Source organism: Pseudorhodoferax sp., assembly GCF_047601025.1.
Classification (GTDB): domain Bacteria; phylum Pseudomonadota; class Gammaproteobacteria; order Burkholderiales; family Burkholderiaceae_C; genus Pseudorhodoferax.
The window spans coordinates 1,908,975-1,921,714 of sequence record NZ_JASGJZ010000001.1 but is presented as its reverse complement, the minus strand read 5'-3'; the positions used below and the strand labels follow the sequence as shown (position 1 = coordinate 1,921,714).

At 73.4% G+C, this 12,740-nt stretch carries 10 protein-coding genes; 6 read left to right on the top strand and 4 right to left on the bottom strand.

The window, feature by feature from the left end:
• Positions 1-25 precede the first annotated feature (25 nt).
• Both glnE and QM782_RS09030 read left to right on the top strand, forming a co-directional pair.
• The gene (gene glnE, locus QM782_RS09035) at positions 26-2,812 is read left to right on the top strand and encodes a bifunctional [glutamate--ammonia ligase]-adenylyl-L-tyrosine phosphorylase/[glutamate--ammonia-ligase] adenylyltransferase (protein ID WP_415202583.1); all 2,787 of its coding nucleotides are present in this window, start codon (positions 26-28) and stop codon (positions 2,810-2,812) included.
• Positions 2,813-2,888: 76 nt separating this feature from the next.
• Positions 2,889-3,851, top strand: a complete 963-nt coding sequence (locus QM782_RS09030) for a Bug family tripartite tricarboxylate transporter substrate binding protein (RefSeq protein ID WP_415202582.1) — start codon at positions 2,889-2,891, stop codon at positions 3,849-3,851.
• On the opposite strand, the gene QM782_RS09025 is transcribed toward QM782_RS09030, so the two are convergent.
• Together QM782_RS09025 and QM782_RS09020 are read right to left on the bottom strand one after the other, a co-directional pair.
• A complete protein-coding gene (locus QM782_RS09025) occupies positions 3,852-4,820 on the bottom strand; it encodes an AEC family transporter (RefSeq protein ID WP_415202581.1) in 969 nt (322 codons plus the stop codon).
• A 153-nt stretch (positions 4,821-4,973) separates the two neighbouring features.
• Positions 4,974-5,306: a hypothetical protein gene (locus tag QM782_RS09020; RefSeq protein ID WP_415202580.1), complete on the bottom strand. Its 333-nt coding sequence runs from the start codon at positions 5,304-5,306 to the stop codon at positions 4,974-4,976.
• Between the two features lie 176 nt (positions 5,307-5,482).
• Here QM782_RS09020 and QM782_RS09015 point away from each other — a divergent pair, with 176 nt between their 5' ends.
• The 4 genes from QM782_RS09015 to QM782_RS09000 all read left to right on the top strand — a co-directional run bounded on the left by QM782_RS09015 (position 5,483) and on the right by QM782_RS09000 (position 10,857).
• Positions 5,483-6,982, top strand: coding sequence for a PLP-dependent aminotransferase family protein (locus QM782_RS09015; protein WP_415202579.1), 1,500 nt, complete (start codon positions 5,483-5,485; stop codon positions 6,980-6,982).
• Positions 6,983-7,072: 90 nt separating this feature from the next.
• A complete protein-coding gene (locus tag QM782_RS09010; protein WP_415202578.1) occupies positions 7,073-9,136 on the top strand; it encodes an ATP-dependent helicase in 2,064 nt (687 codons plus the stop codon).
• Between the two features lie 7 nt (positions 9,137-9,143).
• Positions 9,144-9,602, top strand: coding sequence for a hypothetical protein (locus tag QM782_RS09005; RefSeq protein WP_415202577.1), 459 nt, complete (start codon positions 9,144-9,146; stop codon positions 9,600-9,602).
• Between the two features lie 43 nt (positions 9,603-9,645).
• Positions 9,646-10,857, top strand: coding sequence for a phospholipase A (locus tag QM782_RS09000; protein WP_415202576.1), 1,212 nt, complete (start codon positions 9,646-9,648; stop codon positions 10,855-10,857).
• Between the two features lie 46 nt (positions 10,858-10,903).
• Here QM782_RS09000 and QM782_RS08995 read toward each other — a convergent pair whose 3' ends face one another.
• Positions 10,904-12,226: a hemolysin family protein gene (locus QM782_RS08995; RefSeq protein WP_415202575.1), complete on the bottom strand. Its 1,323-nt coding sequence runs from the start codon at positions 12,224-12,226 to the stop codon at positions 10,904-10,906.
• A gap of 108 nt (positions 12,227-12,334) precedes the next feature.
• Positions 12,335-12,682 (bottom strand): hypothetical protein, encoded by a 348-nt coding sequence (locus QM782_RS08990; protein ID WP_415202574.1) that lies wholly within the window; start codon positions 12,680-12,682, stop codon positions 12,335-12,337.
• Positions 12,683-12,740 lie beyond the last annotated feature (58 nt).

Here is a 12,740-nt window from a genome sequence, read left to right as displayed (position 1 = left end):
TCGCAAGCTTGATCGGCCAGGAATTATGACCCGCGACCCCGGCACCGGTTCCCCCAGCGCTCCTGCGCATCCCCCGGCTCCGGCCTCCCCGGACGCGCCCCCCTTGTCGGCGCACGCGCGCTTCGTGCAGCGGCTGCGCCGGCGCTATGCGGACGAACTCGGGCTGCTGCCGGACGGCGCGCCGCGACGCGACGCGATGCTGGCCACGCTGGCGCTGCTGCAGTCGCGCGGCCATGGCCTGGGCGCGGCGCTGCGCATCCTGCGCCAGCTGGTGATGGAGCGGCTGGTGACGCTGGACTGCGACCGGCAGGCCCCGCTGGAGGTGGTGACCACGGCCGTCACCGAGCTGGCCGAGGTGGCGCTGGACCAGTCGCTGCTGGCGGCCGAGCGCGAGCTCGACGAGCGCCACGGCATGCCGCTGGCGCCCGACGGCCAGCGCGCGCAGCTGTGGGTCATCGGCATGGGCAAGCTCGGCGCGCGCGAGCTGAACGTCTCCAGCGACATCGACCTGATCTACATCTACGACCACGACGGCGAGACCGCCGGCAGCGCCGAGGGCCGCGGCCGCATCAGCAACCACGAGTACTTCTCGCGCGCGATCAGGACCGTCTACGCGCTGGTCGGCGACACCACCGAGCACGGCTTCGTGTTCCGCGTGGACCTGGCGCTGCGGCCGCACGGCAACAGCGGCCCGCCGGCCGTCTCGCTCGGCGCGCTGGAGGACTACCTGCTGGTGCAGGGCCGCGAGTGGGAGCGCTTCGCCTGGCTCAAGAGCCGCGTGGTCGCGCCGAGCCGCTGCGTGCAGGACGGCTCGGCCCAGGCGCTGCGCGGCGTGGTGCTGCCCTTCGTGTTCCGCCGCTACCTGGACTACAACGTGTTCGAGGCGCTGCGCTCGCTGCACCGGCAGATCCGCGAGCAGGCGGCGCGGCGCGCGGCCGGCCACCCCGAGCGCGCCAACGACGTCAAGCTCTCGCGCGGCGGCATCCGCGAGATCGAGTTCATCGTGCAGCTGCTGCAGGTGGTGCGCGGCGGCCAGTTCCCCGAGCTGCGCACGCGCTCCACGCTGGCCGCGCTGCCGCGCCTGGCCCGCGCCGGCCTGATGCCCGAGGCCGCGGCCGCGGCGCTGGCCGAGGCCTACGTGTTCCTGCGCCGCGTGGAGCACCGCATCCAGTACCTGGACGACCAGCAGACCCACGTGCTGCCCACCGCCGACGAGGACCTGCACTGGATCGCGCAGAGCCTGGGCTACGCGTCGTGCTGCCCGTTCCTGTCGGAGCTGGACCGGCACCGCGAATTCGTCGCGCAGGAATTCGACATCCTGCTGGGCGGCAACAAGCCCTGCAGCGGCAACTGCAAGGGCGGCCCCAAGGCGGGCGCCGGCGCGGCGCCGGACCTGGACGCCGTGCTGGAGCAGCTGCCGCCCGCGTTCCGCGAGCGCATCGCGGCCTGGCGAACCAATCCGCGCGTGCAGGCCCTGCGCGACGACAGCCGCGGCCGGCTGCTGCGCCTGGTGCAGCGCACCGCCGACTGGCTGCGGGAGCCCGGCGACGCCGGCCTGGACGCGGCCCGCCGCCTGCAGGGCGCGGTGCGCTGGGCCGACTGGGTCGAGCCGCTGCTGCGCCGCGAGAGCTACCTGGCGCTGCTGCTGGAGCGCCCGGCCACGCACGACCGGCTGCTGCGGCTGCTGAGCGCGGCGCGCTGGCCGGCGCGCTACCTGCTGCGCCATCCCGGCGTGATCGACGAGCTGGCCTCGGCCGACATGCTGGGCGAGCGCTTCGACGCGCCGGCCTTCGCGCACGAGCTGGAGGAGCGCCGCCGCTCGCTGGCCCGCACCGGCGAGGACGACGAGGAGGCGCTGCTGAACCTGCTGCGCCGCGCCCACCATGCCGAGACCTTCCGCACGCTGGCGCGCGACGTGGAAGGCCGGCTGACGGTCGAGCAGGTGGCCGACGACCTGTCGGCCCTGGCGGACACGCTGCTGCGCGTGACCGCGCGCTGGTGCTGGCAGCGCCTGAAGAACGCGCACCGCGAGGAGGCGCAGTACGCCATCCTCGGCTACGGCAAGCTCGGCGGCAAGGAGCTGGGCTACGGCAGCGACCTGGACATCGTGTTCGTCTACGAGGACGAGGACGAGCGCGCCCCCGAGGCCTACGCCGCCTTCGTGCGCAAGATGATCAACTGGCTGACCGTCAAGACCGGCGAGGGCGACCTGTTCGAGATCGACACCGCCCTGCGGCCCAACGGCAACTCCGGCCTGCTGATCACCAGCTTCGACGCCTACGCCAACTACCAGAAGGGCCGCGGCAGCAACACCGCCTGGACCTGGGAGCACCAGGCCATGACGCGCGCGCGCTTCGTCTGCGGCATCGAGGCCCTGCAGCCGCGCTTCGAGGCCGTGCGCAGCGCCGTGATCACCGCGCCGCGCGACCTGGCCGCCCTGCGCGGCGAGATCGTCGCGATGCGCGAGAAGGTGCGCGCCGCGCACCCGGTGCGCGGCGAACGCTTCGACATCAAGCACAGCCCCGGCGGCATGGTGGACGTGGAGTTCGCCGTGCAGTACCTGGTGCTGGCGCACGCGGCCGCGCATGCCGGCCTGATCGACAACGTGGGCAACATCGCGCTGCTGCAGCGGGCCGAGGCCTGCGGCCTGCTGCCCGCCGGCGTCGGCCGGGCCGCGGCCGACGCGTACCGCACGCTGCGCCACCTGCAGCACCGCGCGCGGCTGGACGAGGCCAGCACCCAGCTCGAGCCCGACCAGGCGGCCGCCGAGCGCGCGGCCGTGCTGGCGCTGTGGCGCGCGGTGTTCGGCTGAACGCCGCCGCGCGGCGGCGCAGCCGGCCGCCGCGCCTGCCCTATGCTCCGCGGACCACATTCCAAGGAGACCGCCCATGCACCGACGCCACCTGCTGGCCGCCCTCGCCGCCGCCCCCCTCGCCCACCTGCCGGCGCACGCCCAGGGCGACCAGCCGATCCGCTGGGTCGTGCCCTACCCGGCCGGCGGCGGCACCGACGTGCTGGCGCGCTCGCTGGCCGAGGCCATGCGCGGGCCGCTGGGCCAGAACATCGTGGTCGACAACCGGCCCGGCGCCGCCACCAACATCGGCGCCGAGCTTGTGGCCCGCGCCAGGCCCGACGGGCGGACCATCCTGTCGGCCGACAACGCCGTGCTGGCCTTCAACGAGCACCTGTTCGGCAAGCTGCCGTTCGACCCGGCGAAGGACTTCAGCTACATCGGCACGATCGGCCGCTTCCCGCTGGCGCTGGTCGTGCACCCGGACTTTCCGGCGCAGGACTTCGCCGGCTTCCTGGCCTACGTGAAGGCCAACCCGGGCAAGGTCAACTACGCCTCGCCCGGCAACGGCTCGCCGCACCACCTGGCGATGGAGCTGTTCAAGAACCGCACCGGCACCTTCCTCGTGCACATCCCGTACCGCGGCGCGGCGCCGGCCATGGCCGACGTGATGGGCGGCCAGGTGCCCTGCATGTTCCTGGACCTGGCCGCCGGCCTGCCGGTGATGCGCAGCGGCAAGGTGCGCGTGCTGGCCATCGGCTCGGCCAGGCGCAGCGCGCTGCTGCCCGGCGTGCCGACGCTGGCCGAAGCCGGCGTGAAGGACGGCGAGGTCTACGCGTTCCAGGGCGTCCTGGGCCCGGCCGGCCTGCCGGCACCCGTCGTCGCGCGGCTGAACGCGGAGCTGAACCGCTCGTTCCAGGACGCGGCCGTGCGCCAGCGCTTCGCCGACATGGGCATGGAGCCCATGCCCGGCACGCCGGAGCAGTTCCTGCAGCTGGCGCGGGCCGAGTCCCGCCGCTGGGGCGCGGTGATCCGGGCGGCGGGCATCCGGCTGGATTGATCAGCCGCCGCGCAGCACCACCACGGCGCCCGAGAAGCTGAAGAACGCGATGGCCGTGGACCACAGGATGATGCGGGCGATGCGCCCGTTGTCCGCGCCCATGCGCTCGGCCAGCAGCGAGACGTTGCTGGCGCTCGGCAGCGCCGCCGCCAGCACCATGGCCGTCAGCGCCGACGGCTGGATCGGCAGGCCCAGCGCCAGCGCGCCGCGGCCCGCGCACCAGACCAGCAGCGGGTGCAGCAGCAGCTTGGCCAGCACCACCGGCGCCACCTCGCACCAGGGGGTGGGCCGGTGCCGGCCCACGTCGGCCAGCATCTGCGAGCGCGCCAGCACCGCGCCGATCGTGAACAGCGCCACCGGCGAGGCGGCGGCGGCCAGCAGGCCGATGGTCGCCTCCAGCGGCGGCCACAGCGTGAACGACAGGGCCTGGCAGGCCATGCCCAGCGCGATCGACCAGGGCATCGGGTTGCGCGCCACGCCCTGCAGCGCGCGCCACAGCGCCTGGCGCGCGCCGGCGGCGCCGGCCGCGCCGAGCCGCGACAGCGCCACGCAGACCGAGGAGGTCAGCAGCAGGTCCGCCACCAGCGTCAGCATCACCGGCCCGGCGGCGCCGGCGCCGAGCAGCGCCACCAGCAGCGGCACGCCCATGAAGCCACTGTTCGGGAACGCGCCGACCAGGGCGCCGAAGGCCGCGTCGTTCCAGCCCAGGCGGCGCCGGTCGCGCGCGACGATCGCGCCCACCAGCACCAGCGCCACCAGCAGGTAGACCGCCGCCAGCAGCGGATCGAGCAGCAGCGGCAGCGGCGTGGTCGCGCCGAAGCGGAACAGCATGCAGGGCAGCGCGAAGAACAGCACGAAGCCGTTCAGGCCCGCCACCGCCTCCAGCGGCAGCAGGCGCCGCCGCGCGGCGACGTAGCCGGCCAGGATCAGCGCGAAGAACGGGAAGGTGGCGGACAGGATGGCGAGCACGGGCGCGATTGTGGCTGCGCCCCTCCCCGGCGCCTGCTATACGCCGTGGCCACCGGCGCGGACGGCCGCGTCGAGGCGTTCCAGCCGGCCGGGCGCCGGCATGCGGCCCGGCGCCCGGCGCACCGGCATCGGCAGCCGCCTGCGCAGGCGCAGTCAGCCGATGGCGCGCGGGCCCCGCCAACGCCAGCGGCCGAGCCGCAGACGCAGCGCGCGATACCAGGGCTCGGCCCCCGGCAGACAGCGCACGCGCGCGGCACCGGAACCGGCCGCCTGCACCCGCACCCAGCCGGCCCGTTCGACCACATGCGCCTGCCCCTGGGCCAGCACGCCGCGCACGGGCACCATGCGCTCGGCCAGCCAGCGCGGCGCCTCCTCGACGCGGACGGCGCCGTCGGCCGCCAGCAGCACGGCGCCGGCATCGACGGACAGGTGCAGGACCTCGCCGCACGCCAGCGCGACATCGGAAGGGAAGGACTGGGACATCATGGGCATCTCCGGAGCACGGCGGGATGCGGGAAATCGTAGGCAGCCGGCCCGCGCGCCGACAGGCACACGGGCCGCCTTTCGGCACCGCAGCAGACGGTGCCGCAGGCCCTCTGTTATGGTCCGCGCGGCCGCAACTGCATCTGTTCCCCCGGCGCCGCCGGATGCACCATCGCGCCATGCCCCCGCCGCCCCGCTATCGCCAACTGGCCGACCACTACCTGCAGGCCATCCGCGCCGGCTCCTTGCAGACCGGCGACCGCCTGCCCTCCCTGCGCAAGCTGATGCAGCTGCATGGCGTGAGCCTGTCGACGGCGCTGCAGGTCTGCCGCACGCTGGAGAGCGAGGGCTGGGCCGAGGCACGCGATCGCTCGGGCTACCTCGTGCGGCGTCCGCACCGGCTACGGACCAGCCCGATGGACGAGCCGGAGCCCGGCCGCGCGCCCGAACCGGCGCAGTTCGTCGGTATCCACCAGAAGGTCTCCGACTTCGTCACCCGGCAACGCTACAGCGAGGTCCGGCTGGACCTGTCGGTCGCGCGCGGCGCGCCGGCCCTGTATCCCGGTGACGCGCTGCGGGCGGCCATGGTGTGCGCGCTGCGGCAGCGGCCGCAGATGCTGGCCCAGCCGTCGTCCTCGCGCGGCAGCACGCCGCTGCGCGAGGCCGCGGCCCAGCGTGCCGTGCGCATCGGCATGGCGCTGGCGCCCGCCGACGTGCTGCCCACGCAGGGCTGCATCGAGGCGCTGAACCTCGCCCTGCGCGCAGTGGCGCAGCCCGGCGACACGGTGGCCGTGGAGTCGCCCACCTTCTACGGCCTGCTGCAGGTGCTGGAAAGCCTGGGCATGCGGGCGCTGGAGATCCCGACCAGCCCGCGCACCGGGCTGTCGATCGAGGCGCTGGAACTGGCGATCGCCGCGTATGGCGACATCAAGGCCGTGGTCGTGGTCCCGCACCTGCAGAACCCGCTGGGCAGCGTGATGCCCGACACGCACAAAGCCCGCCTGGTCGCGCTCTGCGCGTCGCACGCCATCGCGCTGATCGAGGACGACACCTACAGCGAGCTGCTGGATGCGCCCGCCCCACCCCGCGCGCTGAAGTCCTTCGACCGCAGCGGCAGCGTGATCCACTGCGCCTCGCTGCACAAGGTGCTGGCGCCGGGCCTGCGGCTGGGCTGGATCCATGCCGGGCGCTGGCACGCGCGCGTGGAGATGCTCAAGTACGCGCAGTCGCGCTGCAACGAGGAACTGGGGCAATGGGCGGCGGGCAGCTTCATGGCCACCGGCGCCTACGACCGCCACCTGCGCCAGCTGCGCGAAAAGCTGCGCGTGCAGCGCGAACGCACGGCCGACGCCATCGCCCGGCACTTTCCCCGCGGCACGCGCATCAACCTGCCGCCGGGCGGGCTGCAGCTGTGGGTGGAACTGCCGGAGCAGTTGCCCGCGATGGCGGTGTTCGATGCGGCGCTGCGCGAGCACATCCTGGTCGCACCGGGGCCGCTGTTCTCCGACACGCGGCGCTGCGACCATTTCCTGCGCATCAACTGCGGCTGGCCCTGGTCGGACGAACTGCAGGCCGGGCTGCGCCGGCTGGGCGAGATCACGGCAGCCGCCCTGGCCGTGCAGGCGGCGCGGCCCCTGGCACTGCCGCGCGGCGGCCAGGGCATGGCCCTGGCGCCATGACCCCGATCCCTCGCTCCCCGCGCTGCGCCGGTATGATCCGGCGCCCGCGCCGAGCCGGCTCGCGAGCCGCAGCGCTTCCCCGCCTTTCCCATGTCCGCTGGTCTGAACGTCGCCCAACAGGAAGCCGTCAACTACATGCACGGGCCCTGCCTGGTGCTGGCCGGGGCGGGCTCGGGCAAGACGCGGGTGATCACCGCCAAGATCGCGCGGCTGATCCAGGCCGGGCTGGAGCCCAGGCGCATCGCCGCCATCACCTTCACGAACAAGGCCGCGGCCGAGATGCGCGAGCGCGCCAGAGGCCTGGTCGGCAAGCCGGCCAAGGAGGTGGCGATCTGCACCTTCCACGCGCTGGGCGTGCGCATGGTGCGCGAGGACGGGCACCGCGTGGGCCTGAAGCCGCAGTTCAGCATCCTCGACGCCGACGACGTGACCGGCATCCTGAAGGACGCCGGCGGCACCACCGACGCGGCCACCGCGCGCCAGTGGCAGTGGACCATCAGCAAGTGGAAGAACATGGGCCTGTCGGCGCGCGAGGCCGAGGCGCAGGCAGCCGACGACAGCGAGCGCATCACCGCGCGCATCATGGCGCGCTACGAGGAGCGGCTCACCGCCTACCAGAGCGTGGACTTCGACGACCTGATCGGCCTGCCGCTGCGGCTGCTGCGCGACCATGCCGAGGTGCGCGAGAAGTGGCAGCGCGTGCTGGGCCACGTGCTGGTCGACGAGTACCAGGACACCAACGCCACGCAGTACGAGGTGCTGAAGCTGCTGGTCGGCGAGCGCGCGCGCTTCACGGCGGTGGGCGACGACGACCAGTCGATCTACGGCTGGCGCGGCGCGACGCTGGACAACCTGAAGCGCCTGCCGGTCGACTACCCGCAGCTCAAGGTCGTCAAGCTGGAGCAGAACTACCGCTCCACCAGCGCCATCCTGCGCGCGGCCAACAACGTGATCGGGCCCAACCCCAAGCTGTTCCCCAAGACGCTGTTCTCCGAGCTGGGCGAGGGCGAGCCGGTGCGCATCGTCGACGCCGACAGCGAGGAGCACGAGGCCGAGCGCGTGGTCGCGCGCATCCAGTCGCTGCGGGCCAACTCGGCGCACCAGGAGTTCCGCCACTTCGCGGTGCTGTACCGCGCCAACCACCAGGCCAAGCCGTTCGAGAAGGCCCTGCGCAAGGCGCAGATCCCGTACAAGGTCTCGGGTGGCACCAGCTTCTTCGACCGCGCCGAGATCCGCGACCTGTGCGCCTGGTTCCGGCTGTGGGTCAACAACGACGACGACCCGGCCTTCCTGCGCGCGGTGACCACGCCCAAGCGCGGCATCGGCCACCAGACGCTGGCGCAGCTGGGGCAGTACGCGACGCAGTACAAGCTGTCGCTGTTCGCATCGCTGTTCTCCGGCTCGCTGGCCAGCCTGCTGCCGCGCCGCGCCCACGAGGGGCTGACCGAGTTCGGCCGCTACGTGAACGACCTGGAATACCGCGCGCGCCAGACGCTGGGGGCCGAGGCCGCGCGCGGCTTCATGCTGGAGTGGCTGCAGGAGATCGGCTACGAGCAGCACCTGTACGACCACGAGGAGAGCGAGCAGGCCGCCGCGGCGCGCTGGTCCAACGTGATGGACTTCGTGGACTGGATGTCGGGCCGCTGCGGCGGGCAGGTGGACGATGCGGCGGGCGTCGCCACGCAGAGCGAGGTCAAGTCGCTGCTGGAGGTCGCGCAGACCGTCTCGCTGCTGTCCACGATCAGCGAGCGCGAGCAGGACCAGGACCTGGTCGTGCTATCCACGCTGCACGCGGCCAAGGGCCTGGAGTGGCCGCACGTGATGCTGGTCGGCGTCAACGAGGGCATGCTGCCGTTCAAGCTGGACGACGACGGCGGCCGTCAGCAGAAGGTGAGTGACGACGTGGCGCAGCGCCTGCAGGAGGAGCGCCGGCTGATGTACGTGGGCATCACGCGCGCACAGCGCACGCTGGCCGTCAGCTGGACGCGCAAGCGCAAGCGGGGCCGCGAGCTGGTGCCGGCGCAGCCCAGCCGCTTCATCGCCGAGATGGGCCTGGACCAGGCCACCGCCAAGGAAGACCCGCGCGAGAAGCTGCGCGCGCTGCGCGCCGAGTTCGCGAAGAAGGCCGCGGGCAGCAGCCCCGCCGCGGCATGAGGGCGCCATGAGCCGGCCCCTCCTGCCCCCCGCGTTCCGGCGCCTGGCCGCGGCGGCCGTGCTGCTGTCGGCGCAGGCCGGCGTGCCGGCCCAGGAAGCGCCGTCCGCCTGCCCCGCGCCGGACGAACTGCGCGCCGTCCACCTCTACGGCCAGTGGCGCGCCCGCTGGACCAACGCCGCCGAGGGCACGACCGGCGCCGTGCTGCAGCTGGAGCGCCACCCCGAACTCTCCGACAGCGTGCACGGCCGGGTCGAGCGCGACGGCATCAGCGCGTTGCTGGCCGGCGACGTGCACGAGGGCGACCTGACGCTGGAGGAGTCGCGCGACGGCCGGCGCATCTCGGCCACCTGGCTGGGCGAGGTCGTGCCCGACAGCTGCGGCAAGGAGATCCGCGGCCGCTGGACCGATGCCGACACCGGCGCCGAGCGCGGCTTCGTGCTGCGCCGCCAGGGCGGCTGGCAGTGATACGCCCCGCCCTCCGTTCAACCACACCCCACGAGGACCTTCCATGCCCGGCTCACCTTCCCTGCTCCGCCTCGGGCCGCTGGCCGCGCTGGGGCTGATCCTGGGCGCGCCCGGCGCCGCGCCGGCACAGACCGGCCCGGTGCCGAGCTGGCAGACCTGCGCCGCCCAGACCGGCAGCGACGCCGACCGCCTGCGCTGCTACGACCAGTGGGCGCGCCAGCAGCAGGCCGAGGCCGCGGCCATCAACGCCCAGGCCGCCGCCAGCGAGCCCGGCGCCGGCATCACCACCAACCGGCCGGCCAGCACCGGCGACACCGCCACCACGGCCGTGGCCAGCGGCCCGGCGGCCCCGCTGGCCGCGCCCGAGGCGCCGGTGGTGCCGCGCTGCCACGACACGCGCTTCTCGGTGCTGTCGCGCATCTGGGAGCTGGAGTCCGGCACCGACTGCGGCGTGTTCAGCCTGCGCGGCTACCACCCGGTCACGCTGTCGATGGCCCAGTCCAGCAACGTCAACCGCACGCCCGGCACGCCGAACCCGGACAACCAGTCCACCGACGTGGACGGCTACCGCCGCTCCGAGGCGCGCATCCAGCTGTCGGTGCGGACCAAGATCGCGCAAGGCCTGCTGACGCCGCGCGAGGGCGGCGCGGTGGACTCGCTGTGGCTCGGCTACTCGCAGCAGTCGTTCTGGCAGGTGTTCACGCCGCAGCTGTCGCGCCCGTTCCGCGCCACCGACCACGAGCCCGAGCTGATCTACGTCTACCCCTCCACGCTGGACCTGGGCAGCTGGCGGGTGCGCTACAGCGGCCTGGGGCTGGTGCACCAGTCCAACGGCCAGAGCCTGCCGCTGTCGCGCAGCTGGAACCGCGTCTACCTGATGGGCGGCATGGAGAGCAAGGACGGCCGCTTCCGCCTGACCGGCCGCGTCTGGAAGCGCATCCACGAGAGCGCCGACAGCGACGACAACCCCGACATCGTCGAGCACATCGGCCGCGCCGAGCTGACCGGCAGCTGGACGCTGTCCAACCGCGACAACCTGCTGCTGACGCTGCGCCACCCGCTGATCAACGCCAACGGCAAGGGCTCGGCCCGGCTGGAGTGGATGCACGCGCTGGGCCCGCAGGGCGAGGGCGGCTGGCTGCGCAGCGGCCTGCGCCTGCACACCCAGTTGTTCCACGGCTACGGCGACAGCCTGATCGACTACAACGTGCGCAAGACCGTGTTCATGCTGGGCCTGAGCCTGATGGATTTCTGAGCCCGGCGCTCCGCTCCCGCGGCGGGGCCGGCGGCGGGCGGCCGCTTCAGGCGTGGGTGTCCTCGCTGCCGTCGGGCTCGGCGTCCGGCGGCAGGCGCTGGGCCAGCACCTTGTCGATGGTCTTGCCGTCCATGTCGACGATCTCCAGGCGCCAGCCCTCCCATTCGGCGGTGTCGGCCACGCGCGGCAGCCGGCCGGACAGCAGCATCAGCATGCCGGCCAGCGTGTGGTAGCGGCCGCGCTCCTCCTCCGGCACGGTGGCCAGGCCCAGCCGGTCCTTCAGCTCGGGCACCGGGATGTGGCCGTCCAGCAGCCAGCTGCCATCCCCGCGCTGCACGGCCCAGGAATCCTGCGGATCGCGCGGCTGGAACTCGCCGGTGATGGCCTCGATCAGGTCGCGCAGGGTGACGATGCCCTGCACCTCGCCGTACTCGTCGATCACGAAGGCCATCTGCATGTCGCTGGAGCGGAAGTTGTCCAGCAGCTCCATGCCGGTCAGCGTCTCGGGCACGTACAGCGGCTGCGTCAGCAGGTCCAGCGGCAGGTCGTCGCGCTCCTCGCGCAGCGCGCGCGACAGCCACTGCCGCGCGTTCAGGATGCCCAGCACGTTGTCCAGCCCGCCGCGCACCACCGGAAAGCGCGCGTGGTCGCTCTGGTCGATGCGCTGCAGGTTCTCCGCGAACGGCACGTCCACGTCCAGCGTCACCACGTCGCTGCGCGGCACCATCAGCGAGACGATCTGCCGGTCGTCCAGCCGGAACACGTTGCGCACCATGTCGTGCTCGTGCGTCTCGATCACGCCGGCCGTCGTGCCCTCGGCCAGCATGGCGTGGATCTCCTCGGCCGTGATCGGGTTGGGGTTGCCGTCCTTCACGCCCAGCAGGCGCAGCAGCGCTTGCGTGGACACGGTCAGCAGCCGCACGAAGGGCTTGGTCGCGATCGCCAGCCAGTCGATCGGCCGCGCCACCAGGCGCGCCAGCGTCTCCGGGTGCGTCTGGCCCAGGCGCTTGGGCACCAGCTCGCCGGCGACGATGGAGCAGTAGGTGATCAGCACCACGACCAGGGCGGTCGCGACGATGCCGCTGGAGGCGGCCGGCACGCCGACGCGGGCCAGCCACGCGGCCAGCGGCGCAGCCAGCGCGGCCTCGCCGACGATGCCGTTCAGCACGCCGATCGAGGTGATGCCGATCTGGATCGTCGAGAGAAAGCGCGTCGGGTCCTCGCCGAGCTTGACGGCTGCCGCGGCGGCGGTGTCGCCTTCGTCGATGAGTTTCTGCAGCCGCGCGCGGCGCGCGGTGACGAGCGCGATCTCCGACATCGCGAACAGGCCGTTGAGGATGATCAACGCCAGCAGGATCAGTATTTCCACAAAACACCCGATGGGTAAGACGAGAGGGAAGAAGAAGGGCCGGCGCGCGCGCAGCGGCGCGGACCGGCGGAGCGGCGGCCTCCCTGCCGGGAGCGCACGCGCGGGAACTCAGGCGCGGGCGATGGGCGGCCGATGCAGCGCATCGAGATCCGGCGCCAGCCAGCCGGGCGGCGGCAGGGGCTGCGGGCGCACGCCTGCGCCGGGCGCGGCCGGCACGTCGCCGGGGCCCAGCAGGCCGACCAGGTCGGCCAGCAGCTGGAAGGGAAGGTTGTCCAGGTGGTGATCGTCCAGCGAGCCGCCGCCACCGCTACCGCCGCTGGCGCGCGCGTCCGGCGGCTGGTCCGGCATCTGCCCGGTCAGCGTGGCGGAGCTGATCTCGGCGGCCTGCTCCTGGGCGGAAAAGCCCATCCAGGCCATGACGACGGCGAGAAACAAGGCAAGGGCCCGCGAACGCATGGTGGCCCGGATTCTACGAGGCGGGCCGATGCACCCGCCCGCGCCCCGGTCCGGGGCC